Raw genomic sequence first — 18,684 nt, forward strand, 5'->3', positions numbered from 1 at the left:
AGGTCGCCCGAGCCGCCCGCCGGCCGGCGGGATCCGCCGCCGCCACAGGAACCGCCACAGCATCCGCCGTCCATCTCATCGCCCTTTCACAAACGACCGGGACCAGGATCATAGAAGCCGTCCCGCGACCCGTCCACTCCCATCAGGATATTCTCATATAATGGGCGCAGCGTCCTCGATGTCATCGAAAGAGGTGCCTGCCATGCTCTCCAACCCTTTCGAACAGCGGCAGGGATAATCCCGCCTGCCGAAGGGTGCAAACGATGTCTCATTGGTCGGCTACCCATCCCCCTCCATGCAAAGCCGCGATACGAGGCGGATATGGGGAAGAGACAGCCGCATCATCGGAACCGCTCCATGACGAAGCGCCCCGCCTCTCCCGTCAAGATCCTGATCGTCGACGACAACCCGCTGCTGCAGCGGGCGTTGAAGGACATGCTGGGTCTTTGGGGAGTGGGCCAGATCTCAGCGGTCGCCAACGGCCAGGAAGCCAAGGACGCGCTGCGCCGCGAGGTCTTCGACCTGATGGTGACGGACTGGGTCATGGAACCCGTGGGCGGCGCCCAACTGATCCAGTGGGTTCGCCAATCCGCGAACAGCATGCGCCCCGCGATGCCGATCATCGTGCTGACCGCGAATGCCGACCTCGCAACCGTTCGCAGCGCCTGGGATGCCGGCGCGGATTCCGTCCTGGCGAAGCCGGTGCCCGCCGCCACGCTGGCCCGCCGGATCGACGCGGTGCTGAACCGCCGCGAAACGGCACCCCGCACCAACAGCACCGGCACGGGGGGAGGGGTAACGCGCAGCGACGGCCGCACCGACGGCTCCGGTCCCTCCTCTCCCCATCCCCCCGCTTTGCGTCCGGACGCGGGACGGGCGGTGCAACTGCCCCCGCCCTCTTCGAGCCTGCCCCCTGCGACCATCCCGCCGGACGCCGGTGCCGCGACGCTGCGCAGCAACGATCCCAGGCGGGTCCGGCTGATGCTGGCGATCGACAAGCTGGAGGCGGCGATCGACCGCCCCGACCCCATCGGCAGCCGTCTGCGCCACGCGCTGTCCGACCTGCAGATGGCCGCTGCCGGCGATTCCGCCGTGTCGTCGATTGTTGCGTCGCTGTCCACCTGCATCACCTGGGTGGAGCCCGATGTGGAGGGGTATGCCGATGCCCTTCAGGCCCATGCCGCGGCATTGCGCTGGCTGGTTGGTTCGGACGGCGGTTCCCAGTCGATGGCGGTGGCGCTGTGCCTGATCCGCACGCTGCGCGCCAGCGTCCGCACCCTGGCCGCCCGCGGCCAGACCGACTTCGGCAACTGGCCGGAAAACGGCAGCCCGGTGCCTCCGGGCAAATCCCCCTGACCGGACGCTGAGTCCGTCCCCATATCGTCTGGAGAGGATCTGGGCGAGAGGGTGTTCGGTGCAGGAAATTCCACAAGTCAGGACTTTCCATACGCTCCGTTACGGAATACCGCCGGTTGCCGCGACATTCCTTGCTTTTTGCAAGGCGTCAGCCGGCATCCGTTGCGATATAAGACAGCCTTCATTACCTTTTTGCCCAGCGAACAAATCGACGCCCCAGCACTCCGTCATGGAGTTTGCCAGGCTGCCGACCGATGGGAGGGAATGAAGAATGGCGCTTGCAACAGTGTCTCTCGAAGACAAATACGCGCTTGAGCAGGGGCGCGTGTACCTCACCGGTACGCAGGCGCTGGTCCGCCTGCCGATGATGCAGCGCCAGCGCGACCTCGCCGCCGGGCTGAACACCGGCTGCTTCATTTCGGGCTATCGCGGGTCGCCGCTGGGCGGCTTCGACCAGAATCTGTGGAATGCCCGCAAATTCCTGGAAAAGAACCACATCCAATTCCAGCCCGGCGTGAACGAGGAGCTGGGCGCCACCGCCGTCTGGGGCAGCCAGCAGGTCGGCATGTTCAAGGGCGCCAAGTATGACGGCGTCTTCGCCATGTGGTACGGCAAGGGGCCGGGCGTCGACCGGTCCGGCGACGTGTTCAAGCATGCCAACGCGGCCGGCACGTCCCGCCACGGCGGTGTGCTGGTTCTGACCGGCGACGACCACAATTCCAAATCCTCCACCTTCCCGCACCAGTCCGAACACGCCTACATGCACTCCATGATCCCGGTGCTGAACCCGTCGGGGGTGCAGGAGATCCTGGATTACGGCCTGATCGGCTGGCAGATGAGCCGCTATTCCGGCTGCTGGATCGCGATGAAGACGATTGCGGAGACGGTGGACACCTCGGCATCGGTTTACATCGACCCGCACCGCGTCTCCCCCGTCATCCCCGGCGATTTCGCGCTGCCGCCAGGCGGGCTGAACATCCGGTGGCCCGACCCGCCGCTGGAGCAGGAATACCGGCTGATGAAGCACAAGCTGTACGCCGCCCTGGCGTTCGCGCGTGCCAACAAGCTGGACCGGGTGGTGATGGAAAGCCCCCGCCCGCGCTTCGGCATCGTCACCACCGGCAAGAGCTACCTCGACGTCCGTCAGGCCTTCGACGAACTGGGCATCACCGAGGAGATGGCGGCGGACTGGGGCATCACCGTCTACAAGGTCGGCATGCCCTGGCCGCTGGAGCGCGACGGTGTCCGCCACTTCGCCGAGGGTCTGGAAGAGATCATCGTGGTGGAGGAGAAGCGCGCGGTCATCGAGAACCAGCTGAAGGAACAGCTGTACAACTGGAACCCCGACGTCCGCCCGAAGGTGGTCGGCAAGTTCGACGAGGAGGGCGAGTGGATCCTGCCGAGCGCAGGCGAACTGTCCCCCGCCCAGATCGCGGTGGTGATCGGCCGCCGGCTGCAGCGCTTTGTCGACAACGAGACTCTCGCCCGCCGCATCGCCTTCCTCGACGCGCAGGAGAAGCAGAAGGCCCATGTGGCGCGCGTGGTGCGCAAGCCGACCTTCTGCTCCGGCTGCCCGCACAACACCTCGACCGTCGTGCCGGAAGGCAGCCGTGCGCTGGGCGGCATCGGCTGTCACTATATGGCGACGTGGCTGGACCGTTCGACCGATACCTTCACCCAGATGGGCGGCGAGGGCGTGCCGTGGGTCGGCCAAGCCGCCTTCACCGAGGAAAAGCACATCTTCGCCAATCTGGGTGACGGCACCTATTTCCATTCCGGTGTGCTGGCGATCCGTCAGGCCATCGCCGCCAAGGTCAACATCACCTACAAGATCCTGTTCAACGACGCGGTCGCCATGACCGGCGGCCAGCCCTTCGACGGCACGCTGACGGTGCAGTCCATTGCCAACGTCCTGCGGGCCGAGGGCGTGCAGCGCATCACCGTCGTCTCCGACGAGCCGGAGAAGTACGGCATCGGCAACGGCCTGCCGCAATATGCCAATGTGGAGCACCGCGACGACCTCGACCGCGTGCAGAAGGAGATGCGCGAGGTCCCCGGCGTCAGCGTGCTGATCTATGACCAGACCTGCGCCACCGAGAAGCGCCGCCGGCGCAAGCGCGGTAAGATGGTGGACCCGGCCAAGCGCGTGGTCATCAACGAGCTGGTCTGCGAGGGCTGCGGCGACTGTTCCGCCAAGTCGTCCTGCGTGTCGGTGATCCCACAGGAGACAGAGTTCGGCCGCAAGCGGCAGATCGACCAGTCCAGCTGCAACAAGGACTATTCCTGCACCAAGGGCTTCTGCCCCAGCTTCGTGACGGTGGAAGGCGGGCAGTTGCGCAAGCCGAAGCCGGCCGCGGCCAAGTCCGCCGATACCGGCACCCTTCCCGCCCCTGCCCTCCCCACCATCGACAAGACCTGGGGCCTCTACGTCACCGGCGTCGGCGGCACCGGCGTCGTCACCATCGGCGCGCTGCTGGGGATGGCCGCCCATATCGAGGGCAAGGGCGTCGGCGTTCTCGACATGACCGGGCTGGCGCAGAAGGGCGGTGCGGTCACCAGCCACATCCGCATCGCCAACACGCCGGAGGACATCCATTCCGTCCGCATCGCCGCCGGCGGAGCAAACGCGGTGCTGGGCTGCGACCTGATCGTCGCAGCCGCGGGCGACGGACTATCGAAGATGACGGCCGGCCGCACCCGCGCCGTCATCAACACCCATGACAGCATCACCGCCGACTTCATCAAGAAGCCGGACATGGTGATCCCGGTGCGCGATCTGGTCGGCGACATCCGAAAGGCCTGCGGCGACGCCAATGTCGATGCCTTCGACGCGACGAAGCTCGCCACCGCGCTGCTGGGAGACAGCATCTATGCCAACCCGTTCCTGATGGGCTATGCGTGGCAGAAGGGCCTGATCCCGTTGAGCGAGGAGTCGATCCTGAAGGCCATCGAGCTGAACGGCGTGTCGGTGACGCTGAACCTCGACGCCTTCCGCTGGGGTCGCCGCGCCGCCGTCGATCTGGCGTCGGTCGAGGCCGCCGCAAAGCCGCAGGAGGTGGCGCAGACCGCCCCGTCGCTTCTGCTCGACCAGCGCCGCCAATCCGGCAGCCTGGAGGAGGTGATCGAGCGCCGTCACCGCTTCCTGGTCGATTATCAGGACGCCGCCTATGCCGCCCGCTATCATGCGCTGGTCGATTGGACCCGCCGGATCGAGCAGCAGAAGGTTCCAGGCTCCACCCTGCTGACCGAAGCGGTCGCCCGTTCCCACTTCAAGCTGATGGCCTACAAGGACGAGTATGAGGTGGCGCGCCTCTACACCGACAGCGGCTTCGTCGAGTCTGTGGCGCGCATGTTCGAAGGCGACTGGAAGCTGACCTTCCACATGGCCCCGCCGGTGATGGGCGAAACCGGTGAGGACGGTGGAGAACCGAAGAAGAAGACCTTCGGCCCGTGGATGCTGCCGGTGCTGCGCCTGCTCGCCAAGGGCAAGCGCCTGCGCGGCACCCGGCTCGACCCGTTCGGCCGCACGGCCGAGCGCCGCCAGGAGCGACAGCTGATCGCCGAGTATGAGGCAGTGATGGGGGAGGTCCTGCACGGCCTGACCCGTGAGAAGCTGGATCTGGCGGTGGAGATCGCCAGGCTGCCGATGGAGATGCGCGGCTACGGCCCGGTGAAGGCCCGCAACGTGTCGATGGCGAAGGCGAAGGAGACCAAGCTGCTGGAAGCCTACCGCGCCCCGGTCGCCGCCCCGCAGCCGCTGGCGGCGGAGTGAATGCTCCGTCGGATGTCCAGCGATGTGAGATGACGCGAAGGCGCCCTCCCCGCTCATGCCGGGGAGGGCGCCTTTTCGTTCCTCGGATCAGCCCTTTTCAGAGCTACTTGGCTCCGGCCGTCATCTTCCAGATCGCCACGAAATACAGCGCGGTGCCGAGCAGGGCCGCATAGAGGATGATGCTCGGATGGAAGATGAAGCCGATCGGCAGGATCAGCAGCATCGCCGCCGCCGCGAGCAGCCCGAGAAGAAAGATGCCGGGGTTGAACTTCTCATAGACGGGGGCGTTCAGGTCGGTGTGGGTCGCCATGGCGAGTGCTCCATTCCCATGCCGCGATGCGCGGCGGCGGTCTTGTTTATGAGCACAGCCTAATGATTGCCTGGATGGGTGGCATTGCGAATTCGCAAGGAATCGACGGGTTACAGGCGATTTGCTGTCAGATTCCAGCGGAGACGCCGCAGCGGAGGTTCGCAGACCCGGCGCCACCGTCAGCGGTCATGATCGGGTGGGTTGCCTGGCCGCTTCCCTGCCCGACCGTTCCCGCTACGCGATCGGAAAACGCAGCACGAACCGCGTCCCCTTCCCCCCGCCATCCTCCAGCGCGATGCTGCCGCGCATGGTGCCGGTCATGATGTTGGCGCAGATGCTCAGGCCCAGCCCGCTGGCGCCCAGACCGCGCTTGGTGGTGAAGAAGGGCTCGAAGATGCGGGGGCGGATGTCGGCGGGGATGCCCTTGCCGTCGTCGGCATAGCGCATCACGATCCAACCGGCCGGCTGCTGACGGGCAGACAGCAGGATGCGGCCCGTCTCGCCCTCGTCATAGGCGTGGACCAGGGCGTTGATGATCAGGTTCGACAGCACCTGCGCGAAGGCGCCGGGATAGCCGTCGACGATCAGGCCGGCGGGAATGTCCAGTTCCACGGTGACACGGGTGCGGCGCAGGCGGGGCCGCAGACTCAGCATCACCTCGTCCACATAGGCGGCGAGATCGAAGGGGCGGCGTTCGCCGCTCGCCTGGTCGGAGGCGACCTGCTTGAAGCTCTGGATCAGGCCGGTGGCGCGCTCCACGTTGGACAGGATCATCCGCGTCGTTTCCCATGCAACGTCCAGGAATTCCTGGAAATCGCTGCGGCGGATGCGATTGTCCTCGAACAGGGAGCGGATGCGGCCGACCTCTTCGCCAAGGTGGGAGATGGCGGTCAGGGTAACGCCGATCGGCGTGTTCACTTCATGCGCCACGCCGGCGACGAGCTGCGCCAGGGATGCCAACTTTTCCGCCTGGATCAGGCTGGCCTGGGCATCGCGCAATTCGGCCTCGGCGCGCTTGCGGGCGGTGATGTCCAGCGCCACGGTAACGATGTGGGTCACCTTGCCGCCCTGGTCGGTCAGCGGCATCTTGGTGGTCAGCCAGTCGCGCATCGCGCCGTCGCCATCGGGCGCACGGTCCTCGTGAAACGGCACGCCCTGACCGCTCTCCACCACCAGCCGGTCCAGTGCCGCGGCGCGGTCGGCAGGCGGACCGGAAGGAGGGATTTCGTCCGGTCCATAGGTCTCACGGTAAAAGCGGTTGGTCAGGCGCACCGTGCCGTCACGATCCTTGACGTCGATCAGCGCGGGAATGGCGTCGATGACACCGGTCAGGATCTCCCGGCTCTGACGCACGGCCTCGTCGGCGATGACACGGCCGGTGATGTCGGTGAAGGTGCGAACCTGTCCGCCATCGGGAAGCGGAACCACCCGCACCTCGACATAGCGGCCATCGCCCTGGGGGCGGGCATAGACGAACTCGCCCGTCGGCCGGCCGATCCGATCCATCAGATAGGCCGTCTTGGCGTCGAGATCGTCGCCGAAATCGGGGGAGCCGGCCGGCATTTCCACCAGCCGGCTGGCGATCTGGTGACGCACGACATCCTGCAGACGCGGCCTGCCGCGCATGACCTCCTCCGACACACCCAATATGTCGAGCGCAAGTCCGTTCCAGGCGATGTAACGCAGGTCGCGGTCCAGCAGGACGATGCCCTGCCCCATATTTTCCAGGGTCAGGCGAAGCAGGTGCCGCTGTTTGGTAAGATCGTCCTCCGCCCGGCGCCGCTCGGTGACGTCGGTGTAGGTGCGGATGAAGCCCCCGCCGCTGGTGCGCCGCGTGCGAACTTCCAACACCCGCCCGTCCGGTCGGCAATGCTCGTATGACGGCGGGTCGGCGCGCATCGCCCGCTCCAGATGGCGGGCGGCGATGGCGTCGGGATCCCCCGGACCGTATTCGCCGCTGCGGGCCAGGAAATGGATGATTTGGGCATAATCGGCCCCCGGCATAAATCCCCGTGGCAAGCCGAACAACTCATAAAGCGGACCGTTGATCACCTTCACGGTCAGGTCGGCATCGACCAGGATCACACCCTGATCCATCTGCTCCAGCGCCAGCGCCGAAAGGTCGTCGCCGATGGCAGTCCCCGTCCCGGAGGTTCCGGCCGTGACGGAAAGGTTCGTCGGAAGATCGGGGATCTGGGCTGGCAAGGTCGGCGCGCCATCCATCGTTACGCGGGTCCGAGATCGAACGAACCACTGTAACAGGCGGTTCCGATCCTGCCGAGCCTTCGTCGATGTCAGGGTGTCGCAACCCGAGAACATTTAATGGACAGTTTAAGCATTTCGGAACTTTTGCTCTGCTATCCTGTTTCGAATCCCGTGTGGTTTGTGCAAGATCGAAATGGCCTCACGACCGCCGTGACCATGCCTGCTTTCACCCTCCCGCCACCCTGAGGTTTGCACCCCTTGTCCGGACTGGCCGCCCTGCCCGCACCGACCGGCACGATGCCCACCTCGGGAGTTGCGAAGCTGCGTCAGATGCTGGCCAGCGATGCCGCTGCCGTTCAGCCGATCCGCCGGATTCCCGGCGAGGACGAGCGCAAGCGGAACAGGGAGGGGACCGAGGCAACCGGGGATGCGCTGCAGGGAAGCGGCCGTGCGGATGCCGACTCGACGACCGGGCGCTCGCGAGGCGCCGGCGGGTCGGCCGGCGGCTTCACCATCGGTTCCACCGCCGACGACCAGAGCCCGGTCAGCGGCGGTCCCGTTCCGATGACGGCTGTTCCCAACGCAGGCTATGTCGCCCAGAGCATCCACCAGGAGGCCATGGGCAGTGGACTGACCATCGAACCCTGGTCCGATGCCATCGAAGCCTATCGCCGTGCGGACGCCGGGGTGAACACGCCGATGGTCACGCAGATCGCGGTTTAGCAACCGGCTTCCGGACCGGCCCCATCGTCAAGGGGCCGGCCGCGGTCACGGGATCAGAGATAGCGCCGCTCCAGATGCCGTTTGAACACCGACGCATCGAGCGGACGGCCGGTAGCCGCCGTCAGCAACTCATCCCCAGAGGCATGGAAACAGCCGGTTTCGTGCACATTCACCCGCAGCCAAGCCACCAGCGGCGCAAACTCGCCGCGCGACAGTGCCGGGACGATCTCCGGATCGGCCGTACGCGCGGCATCGAAGAGTTGGGCCGCGGTCATGGCGCCGAGGGTGTAGCTCGGGAAATAGCCCCAGCCGCCGCCCGGCCAATGGATGTCCTGCAGGCAGCCGAGCTTGTCGTTCGGCGGCACCACGCCCACCAGCTCCGCCATGCCGTCGTTCCAGGCTCCCGGCAGGTCCGGCAAGGTCAGGTCGCCGGCGATCAGCGCCTTCTCCAGCCGGTAGCGCAGGATGATATGCGCCGGATAGGTGACTTCGTCGGCATTGACGCGGATGAAGCCGCGCTCGACCCGGCTGTAGAGCCGGCGCAGATTGCCGGCCTCCCAGGCCGGCCCCTCCCCGCCGAAGGTCTCGCGCACCATCGGCGCCAGCCAGGTGATGAACTCCGGCGAGCGGCAGGCCTGCATCTCCATCAGCAGCGACTGGCTCTCATGCACCGCCATGCCGCGCGACTGGCCCACAGGCTGCCCAAGCCACGCCCGCGGGCGGTTCTGCTCGTACAGGGCATGTCCGGTCTCGTGCAGGATGCCCATCAGCGCATCGGTGAAGTTGGCCTCGTCATAGCGGGTGGTGATGCGCACGTCGCCGGTCGCCCCGCCACAAAAGGGATGAAGCGAGACATCGAGCCGGCCGCGGCTGAAATCGAAGCCCAGCCGCTCCATCAAACGCACGCCCAGTTCGCGCTGCTTTTCCACCGGGAACGGCCCCTGCGGATCGAGCGGCGCCGGGGCGGCGGCCTGACGGTCCAGCACACGGCCGATCAGGTCGGGCAGGAAGGCCGAGAGGTCGGCGAACAGCGCGTCGATGCGCTCCGCCCGCGCACCGGGGTCGTGGCTGTCGAGCAGCGCATCGTAAGGGCTGATGCCCATGACGGAGCCCATCGCCTCCGCCCCCTCGCGCACGCGGGCCAGCACCTCGGTCAGCGAGGGCAGCAGCTTGGCGAAATCGCTCTCCGCCCGCGCCGTGCGCCACGTCATCTCGCAGACCGACACGGCCTTGCTGGTCGCCTCCACCAGATCGGCGGGGATGGCGGTGGACTGGATATGATGGCGGCGCATCTCGCGCAGGTTGGCGCGCTGCCAGGCGTCGAGACTGCCGTCGCTTTCCGCCTCCGCCAGCAGGTCGGCCATGCGGGGGTCGGTCGCCAGCTCGTGCGCGATCACCGACAGGGTCGCGGTCTGCTCCGCCCGGCCGTCGTTCGCGCCTTCCGGCATGATCGTCTGGGTATCCCAGCCGAGAATGCCGAGCGCGTCGCCGATGGCGGCGATGCGGGCGTGGCGGCGTTCAAGCTCCTGATATGCGGTCATCGGATGGTCCGTCGGTTCCGGTGTCGGCGCGCTTGCGCTGCGACAGCACGTAGATCCCGGCGAGCGTTACCGCAAGTCCGTACCAGGTCAAGGCATACTGCAAATGGTTGTTCGGCAGGTCCACCCGCGGCTCGATCCCCGCCAGCGCGCCGGGCGGCGCGCCGGTCAGTCCGGCGTCCGGAGGGCCGAAGGTCTGGCCGGGCAGCATCTCCACCAGCACCGGCGCCACGCGGTCCAGCGACAGCGCCGCCGCCATGGCGGGCGGATCGGCGCGCATCCAGGCGGTCCCCGGCTGCGGCGTGCCGTTGCCGGGCTGGAACAGGCCGGGCTGCTGCGGCAGGCGGACGATGCCCTTGACGCTGACCTCCCCCTTTACCTGACCGGCAGGGCGGGATGCCGGATCGCGCAGATCCATGGGGATGAAGCCGCGGTTGACCAGCAGGATGCCGGCCCCGTCCGCGCGCTGGAACGGGACAAGAAGCTCGTAACCGACCCGTCCCTGGTGCGGACGGGCGATCAGCAGAATTTCCCTGTCGTTGAGGAAATGGCCGGAGAGGGTGACCGGCCGGAACTCCCAAGCCGAGGCATCGTCGATGCGGGCCGGCAGTGGGACCGGCGGCTCGGCGATCCGGCTGGCGATGCGGGCGACCAGATCGGTCTTCCACTGCAGCCGCTCCAACTGCCAGGTGCCGAGGCCGATGGCCAGCGCGAGCCCGATGACCGTGACCAGGGTGGCGCCGAGAGACGGACGGAAGCGGCGGCGCTCCCGCGATCCGGCGCCATCTGCCGCCGCCGTTCCTGTTCCGGTGGTTGCGGCCTTCATGATCCCTTCTCGACCTCGCTGCGGCGATAGCGGTACTGCAGGGCGACGACATAGGCCTTCGCCGGCCGCAGCATGCCCAGAGTCAGGCCCAGCACCACGATGCTCCAGACGGTGGCGTGGAGCCAAAGCGGCCAGTCGACGGTCATCGATACCCACAGCGCCACCGGCACCACGAGGAATCCCAGGATGAAGATCAGGAAGACGGCCGGGCCGTCGCCGCTGTCCACCTGCGAGAAGTCGAGGCCGCAGACGTTACAGCGCTCGGCCACCGTCAGGTAGCCGGAGTACAGCCTTCCGCGTCCGCAGCGTGGGCAGACGCAACGCATGCCCGCCGACATCGGGGATACTCTTGGGAAATGATCGCTCACGCTGAAACCTCCCGTTCGGGCCGCTCCGGCAAAGGGTGAAGGCTGCCGGAACGGCTCGGCGCCGGTGGCGTCAGTGGCTGGCGATCACACCGCCGTAACCACCCCACCAGTAGACCGATACGAACAGGAACAACCAGACCACGTCGACGAAGTGCCAATACCAGGCCGCAGCCTCGAAGCCGAAATGGCTCTCGGGGGTGAAATGGCCCTTCACCGTGCGGACCCAGCACACCGCCAGGAAGATCGTGCCGACCAGCACATGGAAGCCGTGGAAGCCGGTCGCCATGTAGAAGGTCGACGGGAAGATGCCGTCGGTGAACTTGAAGGCGGCGTGGACATACTCATAGACCTGGAAGAAGCTGAACAGCACGCCCAGCAGCACGGTCAGGCCCAGCGCCTTCGCCGCCTCGCGGTTGCGCCCTTCCACGATCGCATGGTGAGCCCAGGTGACGGTGACGCCCGACAGCAGCAGGGTGATGGTCATCATCAGCGGCATGTCGAACGGATCGATGACATGCACGTTGGGCGGCGGCCAGATGGCGTCGGGGTTGAGCGGCGATACCTTGGGCTCCAGGGCGGCGTGGAAGAAGGCCCAGAAGAAGGCGGAGAAGAACATCACCTCCGATGCGATGAACAGCGCCATGCCATAGCGCAGGCCGATCTTCACCACCGGGGTGTGGGCATGCTCCACCACCGATTCCCGGATCACGGAGCGCCACCAGCCGAACATCGTCACCAGAATGGCCAGCACCCCCAGGATCATCAGGAAGGAGCCGCCGTCATGCATGTAGACGACCAGACCGGTCGCCAGCAGCCCGCCGGAGAAGGCGCCGATCAGCGGCCAGGGGCTGGGCTTCAGCAGATGGTAGGGATGCGGGATGCCGGCGCCCGGTTCATGGGCTGACGGTTCGGCGTGCGGCATTTGCCCGTGGGTGATGTCGGCCATCGTCTCACTACCCCATATTGTTCAGTTTGTGGCGGTCGCCCCCGGCTCCGCCTTTTGTTTGCTTGCTTCCGTGCCGCCGGACGGGGCGGGAGGCACGGCATGCTGGGCAAGCCGTGCCTCGCTGTCCTTGGCGCGGAAGAAGGTGTAGGACAGCGTGATTGTGGTCACGTCATCCATGTTCGGGTCGTCGGCCATTGCCGGGTCGACGAAGAACACCACCGGCATGTCCACAGCCTGACCGGGCTCCAGGATCTGCTCGGTGAAGCAGAAGCACTGCATCTTGTTGAAATAGATGCCCGCCTTGTCAGGCGAGACATTGTAGACCGCCGTTCCCACGGTGGGCTTGGCCCCCCGGTTCTCCGCCCGGTAGGCGGCGAAGCCGGTCTCGCCCAGCTTCAGCGCCAGTTCCTTCTGCTCCGGCTTGAAGGACCAGGGCAGCGCGGTGTTGGTGTCTGCGTTGAAGCGGATGGTGACCTTGCGCTCGACGACACGGCTCGCGGCCTGCTCGGCCCGCTGGGTCGTGCCGCCGAAGCCGGTGACGGCGCAGAACAGGTTGTAGAGCGGGACCGACGCGTAGGTCAGCCCGATCATTCCCGCCACCAGCCCGAACAGGGAGCCCAGAACGAGCCGGTTGCGGCGGCGCAGCCTGTCGTCGCGCTTGGTCATCTCGCCGCTCTTGGCCATCAGTGCGCCCCGCCCATCCGCACGACGGTGATGGCGTAGAACAGGACGACCAGCGTCAGCAGCGCCGCCAGAACGGCCAGATTGCGGCCGCGCAGCTTCCTCGCCCGCAGAGCGGCCTCCTGCCGCTTCTGCTCCTCCACCGAGGCGCGGGTATCGATCGGGGTATCGTGTTCCATCGCCGTCATGCCCACCCTCCAAGGATCAGCCGCTCCGCCATCATCACGGCGAACAGCAGGAACAGGTACAGGATCGAGAAACCGAACATCTTCTTGGCCGGCTTGTCGTCGGTCGCGCGCAGGACGCGGACGGCATAGCCGACGAACATCAGGCCGAGGATGGCCGACACCGCCAGATAGGCCGGACCGGAGATCCCGACGAAGGACGGTGCCGCGGCCACCGGCAGCAGAATCAGCGTATAGACCAGCATCTGGCGCTTGGTCGCCGCCTCTCCCGCCACCACCGGCATCATCGGCACGCCCGCGCGGGTGTAGTCGCCGTTGCGGAACAGGGCCAGCGCCCAGAAATGCGGCGGCGTCCACAGGAAGATCAGCAGGAACAGCAGGATCGACGGCAGATCGACGCTGCCGGTCACCGCGGCCCAGCCGATCATCGGCGGGAAGGCGCCGGCCGCTCCGCCGATCACGATGTTCTGCGGGGTCCGGCGCTTCAGCCACATGGTGTAGACGAAGATGTAGAAGCCGATGGTCATCGCCAGCAGCGAGGCTGCCGCCCAGTTCACGGCCAGCCCCATCACCACGACCGACAGCACCGACAGTGTAATTCCGAATCCCAAAGCCTCGGACGGCTCCACGCGCCCCGACGGTATCGGGCGCTTGACCGTACGGGCCATCACCGCGTCGATGTCGCGGTCGTACCACATGTTGATGGCGCCCGACGCTCCGGCGCCGACCGCGATGCACAGCACGGCGACCACGGCCAGGAAGGGATGGATGTGGCCGGGGGCCAGGACGATGCCGGCCAGACCGGTGAAGACCACAAGCGACATGACCCGCGGCTTCAGCAACTCGATGAAGTCACCGGCCGACGCCCCCCCGGTCTGATTGAGCGTCAGTTCGTTCGTCACATCCGTCATGTCATGTCCTTGTCGTCTTCTAACCCCGGGTCCGTCGCCCCGGCGCCCGTCCTGCCTATGCCCGTTTTTTGGGCTATCCGGCTTGGTCCTTTCCAGATGGGTCGGGCGCTGCAGTGCGGCAACGCCCGCCCGTTAGCACGCTTACTTCACCTGGGGCAACGTCTCGAACGCGTGGAACGGAGGTGGCGAGCTGACAGACCATTCCAGCGTGCCGGCCTGCGGGCCCCAATAGGCGCCCGGCACCCGTTCGCCGCTGCGCAGGGTCTTCCAGGCGATCCAGACGAACAGCAGCGTGGAGGCGAAGGAGAGATAGGCGCCCAGCGACGACACCATGTTCCAGCCCCAGAAGGCATCCGGATAGTCGGGGATGCGGCGCGGCATGCCCGACAGGCCCAGGAAGTGCTGCGGGAAGAACACCAGGTTGACGCCGACGAAGGTGGTGTAGAAATGGACCTTGCCCCAGAACTCCGGATACTGCCGCCCGGACATCTTGCCGATCCAGTAATACCAGCCGGCGAAGATCGAGAACACCGCACCCAGCGACAGCACATAATGGAAGTGCGCCACGACGTAGTAGGTGTCGTGCATGTAGTTGTCGAGGCCGCCGTTCGCCAGCACCACCCCGGTCACGCCGCCGACGGTGAACAGGAAAATGAAGCCCAGCGCCCACAGCATCGGCACCCGGAACTCGATCGACCCGCCCCACATGGTGGCGATCCAGGAGAAGATCTTCACGCCCGTCGGAACCGCGATGATCATGGTGGCGGCGGTGAAGTAGGCCTTGGTGTCGACGTCGAGGCCGACCGTGTACATGTGGTGCGCCCACACGACGAAGCCGACCACGCCGATGGCGACCATGGCGTAGGCCATGCCGAGATAGCCGAACACCGGCTTCTTGGAGAAGGTCGACACGATGTGGCTGATGATGCCGAAGGCCGGCAGGATCATGATGTAGACTTCGGGGTGGCCGAAGAACCAGAACAGGTGCTGGAACAGGATCGGGTCGCCGCCGCCTTCCGGATTGAAGAAGGTGGTGCCGAAGTTGCGGTCGGTCAGCAGCATGGTGATGGCGCCGCCCAGCACCGGCACGGCCAGCAGCAGCAGGAAGGCCGTCACCAGCATCGCCCAGACGAACAGCGGCATCTTGTGCAGCGTCATCCCCGGCGCGCGCATGTTGAAGATGGTGGTGATGAAGTTCACCGCGCCCAGGATCGAGCTGGCACCGGCCAGATGCAGGGCGAAGATCGCCATGTCGACCGACGGCCCGCTGTGTCCCAGCTGTGCCGACAGCGGCGGATAGATGGTCCAGCCGGTTCCGGCGCCGGTTCCGACGAAGGCGGAGCCCAGCAGCAGCAGGAAGGCCGGCACGATCAGCCAGAAGCTGATGTTGTTCATGCGCGGGAAGGCCATGTCGGGTGCGCCGATCATGAGCGGCACGAACCAGTTGCCGAATCCGCCGATCAGCGCCGGCATCACCACGAAGAACACCATGATCAGGCCGTGCGCCGTGATCAGAACATTCCACATCTGACCGTCGGCGACGAACTGCAGGCCCGGCGACTGAAGCTCCGCCCGCATGATGACGGAGAACAGGCCGCCGATCAGACCGGCGATCACCGAGAAGATCAGATAGAGCGTGCCGATGTCCTTGTGGTTGGTCGAATAGAACCAACGCTGCACGAAGCCGGGCATATGGTGATCGTCATGCCCATGCTCGTGCCCGTGCCCATGTCCGGGGGCGTGCCCCTGTCCCGGTGTGGCGTTTGCCATGTCTCTACCCTTTGTCGCTGTCCCTGGCCGCCGCGCCGTCCGTTCTTCCGCGAACCGGCGGCGGCTGGGTATGTTCTTCTTATCGCGTCATCCCTATGCCGGGCCGTGCGAAGTCCGCGGGGCCGGCCGACATCGTCATTCGACCAGGGTTCCGGTCGGACGCGCCGCCACGTCGCGGGCCGGGTCCTTCGGCGCGAAGGCCGTCTTGGACTTGGCGACCCAGGCGTCGAACGCCTCGCGCGACACCACCTCGACCGCGATCGGCATATAGCCGTGGTTGGTGCCGCAGATCTCGGAGCATTGGCCGTAATAGACGCCTTCGCGTTCGGCCTTGAACCACGTCTCGTTGATGCGTCCGGGAACGCCATCCTTCTTGATGCCGAAGGCCGGCATCGCCCAGGAATGGATGACGTCGCCTGCAGTCACCATCAGCCGGACGGTGGTGTTGACCGGGACGACGACCCGGTTGTCGACCTCCAGCAGGCGGCGCTGGCCGGGCTTGATCTCCGATTCCGGGATCATGTAGCTGGAGAAGGCGATGTTGCCGTGGTCGGGATACTCATAGTCCCAATACCACTGGCGGCCCGTGACCTTGACGGTCATCTCCGCTTCCGGAATGCGTTCCGCGGCATAGAGAAGCTTGAAAGACGGCACCGCGATCACGATCAGGATGACCACCGGCAGCACGGTCCAGGCAACCTCCAGCAGCGTGTGGTGCGAGGTCTTGGACGGAACCGGGTTCTTCTTCGCATCGAAACGGACGATGCAATAGGCCATCAGCGCCGCGACGAAGATCACGATCAGCGTGATGATGATGGTCAGCAGGTCGTTGAACGAGGTCATCAGGTGCTTGACCGGAGAAGCGGAGGGCTGCATGCCCATCTCCCACGGCTTCGGCTCGTTCGCCAGGGCGGCACCCCACCCCATCATCGCCGGCCCGACCATCGACAGGACCGCCGCCAGGCCGGCGGCGTACAGGCTTTGCCTTCTCATCCCCAACCCCTTCTTAGCCGCGACGCTCGTCATGGCCCGCGGTCGTCTCTTCCCGCCGACGCCCCCTCCGCCCTCTTGTCCGCTGGACCGGCATCTGTTCGCGCGGTCCATAGTTGGGCTTATCAGCGAACGCCAGTTTATGCAGGGATCACGCCATCTTAGCGCGACATATACCCGCATCTGGAGCTTATCCCCACGTCGCGCTGGGTTACAAGCCTTTCCTCTCTCCCACCATTTCCATAGACTTTTCCTCACAATCAGCCGCGCCATTGGAACAAAGGTTGAGCATGCACAGGGGTCTAGCCATGCGGCATTCTGTCGCAGTCCGTTGGAGTAGCGGATTTTTCCGGAGTTCAAGTTTGGAAAGGATATGAAGGGCCGCGCCAGCCGACGCGCAGGATTGTTGCTGCACACGGGCGCGACTCAGGAATCAAGGATGAGGCAGGTGTCGGCTTCGGGCCAGATGCGCGAAGGTGATAGGTGGGGGCCTGGTCCTCCCGTTCAGAAACTCAGCAATACCGCTGATGCACGCCCCTCAATGCTCACCGACCAGTACCTTCCGGATCCGTCGCACCCCCGACCAGACGAAGGCGATGACGATGGGTATCATCACTCCCACCAGCATGTCGGGATCGATCTTGAGCCCAAAGCCCTTCAATCCCTTCGCCGCATAGCCGACGATGCCGACGAGGTAATAGCTGATCGCCACCACCGAAAGCCCCTCCACCGTCTCCTGCAGGCGCAGCTGCAGCTGGGCGCGGCGATCCATCGACTGGAGAAGTTCGGCGTTCTGGCCCTCGACCGCGATCTCGACACGGGTGCGCAGCAGGGTGCTGGCCCGCGCCACCCGCTGCGACAGCGACTCGAGCCGCTGCTCGACCGCCTCGCAGGTGCGGATGGCGGGGGTCAGCCGGCGGTCCATGAACTCCTGGACGGTCTGCAACCCCTCGATCCGGATCTCGCGCAGCTCCTCGATTCGCCGCTCCACCAGCTCGTAATAGGCGCGGGCGGCACCGAAGCGGTAGGCGGTCTCGGCCGAGATCTGCTCGGTCTGTGCCGCCAGCAGGGTCAAACGGTCGAGCAGGTCACGCTCGTCCTGCAGCCCGCGCAGGCTGGCGATGCGGGCGGTGACCTCCGCCAGTCCGGCTTCGATCGGACCGATGCGGGGCAGCACGCCGCGCGCCATCGGCAAAGCCAGCAGGGCAAGCACCCGGTAGGTCTCGATCTCCAGAAGCCGCTGCAACACCCGACCGGTCTGGCGCGGCGTCATCGAATGATCGGCGACCAGCATGCGGGAAAAACCGTCGCCATGGATGCGGAAATCGGTCCAGGCGGTCGCCGACCGTCCGGCGATTCGCGATCCGACATAGCTTTCCGACCCGAACATCGCCGCCATCATGGCGTGCGACGGCTCCGGCGTATCGGCGTCGAGCACGGCGACATGGATGCCGACAAGCAGTTCGCCCGGCAGACCGGCCAGCCATTCCCGCGGCAGGGCGTGCAGCGCCGGCTCCAGAAAGGGATCGACCAGGGCGCCCGGCGGCATGGCGCTGGGGCGGAAGACGGTCCAGGTCGAGAATTCGGTGTGCCGCTCCCACTTCAGATGAAAGCTGCCGAAGGACGCGCTGTGGTGGGTGGCGCCCTGCGGCGGGCGGACCACGCCGGCCCAATCGCACAGCGCCTCCAGATGGCGGCGGTCGGCATCCGTCGCCCCTTCCCCCGACAGCATCGCCAGCATCGTGGCGCGTACCGGCGCCGCCATGCATTCCGGCGGACGGGCATGAACCTCGTTGGTCAGGACCTGGCGCAGCGGATGGTCGCGCAAGGGACGAGGCCCGGCCAAGCCGCCGCCTGTACCGGACGCGCCTGCACGGTTCAGGGTATCCGTGGTCGTCGGCACCGCTCCGTCGGTCATGTTTCCCTCCGCCATCCCAGCACCACCCCGTGGCCGGCCCACCATCAGGTAACACAATCCGGCGTCGGCGAACTTGCCGGATCGCGCCAGCGTCGCCACACTATAGTCAGACCGTTAGAACACATCGTACGGCGCGGCGCGAGAAGGCCCGCGATGCTACTGTGTCCTACCATGGAACGAGGCCG

At 66.2% G+C, this 18,684-nt stretch carries 15 protein-coding genes; 3 read left to right on the plus strand and 12 right to left on the minus strand.

Going from position 1 to position 18,684, the window contains the following annotated elements:
• Positions 1-357 precede the first annotated feature (357 nt).
• A complete protein-coding gene (locus tag A6A40_RS06165; RefSeq protein ID WP_063634620.1) occupies positions 358-1,356 on the plus strand; it encodes a response regulator in 999 nt (332 codons plus the stop codon).
• Between the two features lie 271 nt (positions 1,357-1,627).
• Positions 1,628-5,128, plus strand: a complete 3,501-nt coding sequence (locus A6A40_RS06170) for an indolepyruvate ferredoxin oxidoreductase family protein (RefSeq protein WP_063634621.1) — start codon at positions 1,628-1,630, stop codon at positions 5,126-5,128.
• 103 nt (positions 5,129-5,231) lie between these two features.
• Here A6A40_RS06170 and A6A40_RS06175 read toward each other — a convergent pair whose 3' ends face one another.
• Both A6A40_RS06175 and A6A40_RS06180 read right to left on the minus strand, forming a co-directional pair.
• Positions 5,232-5,438 (minus strand): hypothetical protein, encoded by a 207-nt coding sequence (locus A6A40_RS06175; RefSeq protein ID WP_063634622.1) that lies wholly within the window; start codon positions 5,436-5,438, stop codon positions 5,232-5,234.
• Between the two features lie 234 nt (positions 5,439-5,672).
• Complete coding sequence (locus A6A40_RS06180) at positions 5,673-7,643, minus strand: PAS-domain containing protein (protein ID WP_063636148.1); 1,971 nt, start codon at positions 7,641-7,643, stop codon at positions 5,673-5,675.
• Positions 7,644-7,901: 258 nt separating this feature from the next.
• Between A6A40_RS06180 and A6A40_RS06185 the strand changes: the two genes are divergently transcribed.
• The gene (locus A6A40_RS06185) at positions 7,902-8,366 is read left to right on the plus strand and encodes a hypothetical protein (RefSeq protein WP_082860741.1); all 465 of its coding nucleotides are present in this window, start codon (positions 7,902-7,904) and stop codon (positions 8,364-8,366) included.
• A 53-nt stretch (positions 8,367-8,419) separates the two neighbouring features.
• Here the strand turns inward: A6A40_RS06185 and A6A40_RS06190 are convergent, their stop codons facing one another.
• The 10 genes from A6A40_RS06190 to A6A40_RS06235 all read right to left on the minus strand — a co-directional run bounded on the left by A6A40_RS06190 (position 8,420) and on the right by A6A40_RS06235 (position 18,499).
• Positions 8,420-9,907: a carboxypeptidase M32 gene (locus A6A40_RS06190; protein WP_063634624.1), complete on the minus strand. Its 1,488-nt coding sequence runs from the start codon at positions 9,905-9,907 to the stop codon at positions 8,420-8,422.
• On the minus strand, positions 9,885-10,730 hold the full coding sequence (locus A6A40_RS06195; RefSeq protein WP_082860742.1) for an SURF1 family protein: 846 nt from the start codon (positions 10,728-10,730) through the stop codon (positions 9,885-9,887). The genes A6A40_RS06190 and A6A40_RS06195 overlap by 23 nt, the downstream gene beginning before the upstream one ends.
• Positions 10,727-11,068: a DUF983 domain-containing protein gene (locus tag A6A40_RS06200; RefSeq protein WP_063634625.1), complete on the minus strand. Its 342-nt coding sequence runs from the start codon at positions 11,066-11,068 to the stop codon at positions 10,727-10,729. Before A6A40_RS06200 ends, A6A40_RS06195 begins: the two co-directional genes overlap by 4 nt.
• A 100-nt stretch (positions 11,069-11,168) precedes the next feature.
• Entirely contained in the window at positions 11,169-12,044 is an 876-nt protein-coding gene (locus A6A40_RS06205; RefSeq protein WP_199275890.1) for a cytochrome c oxidase subunit 3, read from the minus strand.
• Positions 12,045-12,065: 21 nt separating this feature from the next.
• Entirely contained in the window at positions 12,066-12,728 is a 663-nt protein-coding gene (locus A6A40_RS06210; RefSeq protein WP_063634626.1) for a cytochrome c oxidase assembly protein, read from the minus strand.
• Entirely contained in the window at positions 12,728-12,913 is a 186-nt protein-coding gene (locus tag A6A40_RS06215; RefSeq protein ID WP_063634627.1) for a hypothetical protein, read from the minus strand. The genes A6A40_RS06210 and A6A40_RS06215 overlap by 1 nt, the downstream gene beginning before the upstream one ends.
• A complete protein-coding gene (gene cyoE, locus A6A40_RS06220; RefSeq protein WP_063634628.1) occupies positions 12,910-13,821 on the minus strand; it encodes a heme o synthase in 912 nt (303 codons plus the stop codon). The genes A6A40_RS06215 and cyoE overlap by 4 nt, the downstream gene beginning before the upstream one ends.
• A 141-nt stretch (positions 13,822-13,962) precedes the next feature.
• The gene (gene ctaD / locus A6A40_RS06225) at positions 13,963-15,591 is read right to left on the minus strand and encodes a cytochrome c oxidase subunit I (protein ID WP_174718509.1); all 1,629 of its coding nucleotides are present in this window, start codon (positions 15,589-15,591) and stop codon (positions 13,963-13,965) included.
• Positions 15,592-15,726: 135 nt separating this feature from the next.
• Positions 15,727-16,584: a cytochrome c oxidase subunit II gene (coxB, locus tag A6A40_RS06230; RefSeq protein ID WP_063634629.1), complete on the minus strand. Its 858-nt coding sequence runs from the start codon at positions 16,582-16,584 to the stop codon at positions 15,727-15,729.
• Between the two features lie 535 nt (positions 16,585-17,119).
• Positions 17,120-18,499, minus strand: a complete 1,380-nt coding sequence (locus tag A6A40_RS06235) for a DUF3422 family protein (protein WP_108546682.1) — start codon at positions 18,497-18,499, stop codon at positions 17,120-17,122.
• Positions 18,500-18,684 lie beyond the last annotated feature (185 nt).

The sequence above is a fragment of the Azospirillum humicireducens genome (assembly GCF_001639105.2).
Classification (GTDB): domain Bacteria; phylum Pseudomonadota; class Alphaproteobacteria; order Azospirillales; family Azospirillaceae; genus Azospirillum; species Azospirillum humicireducens.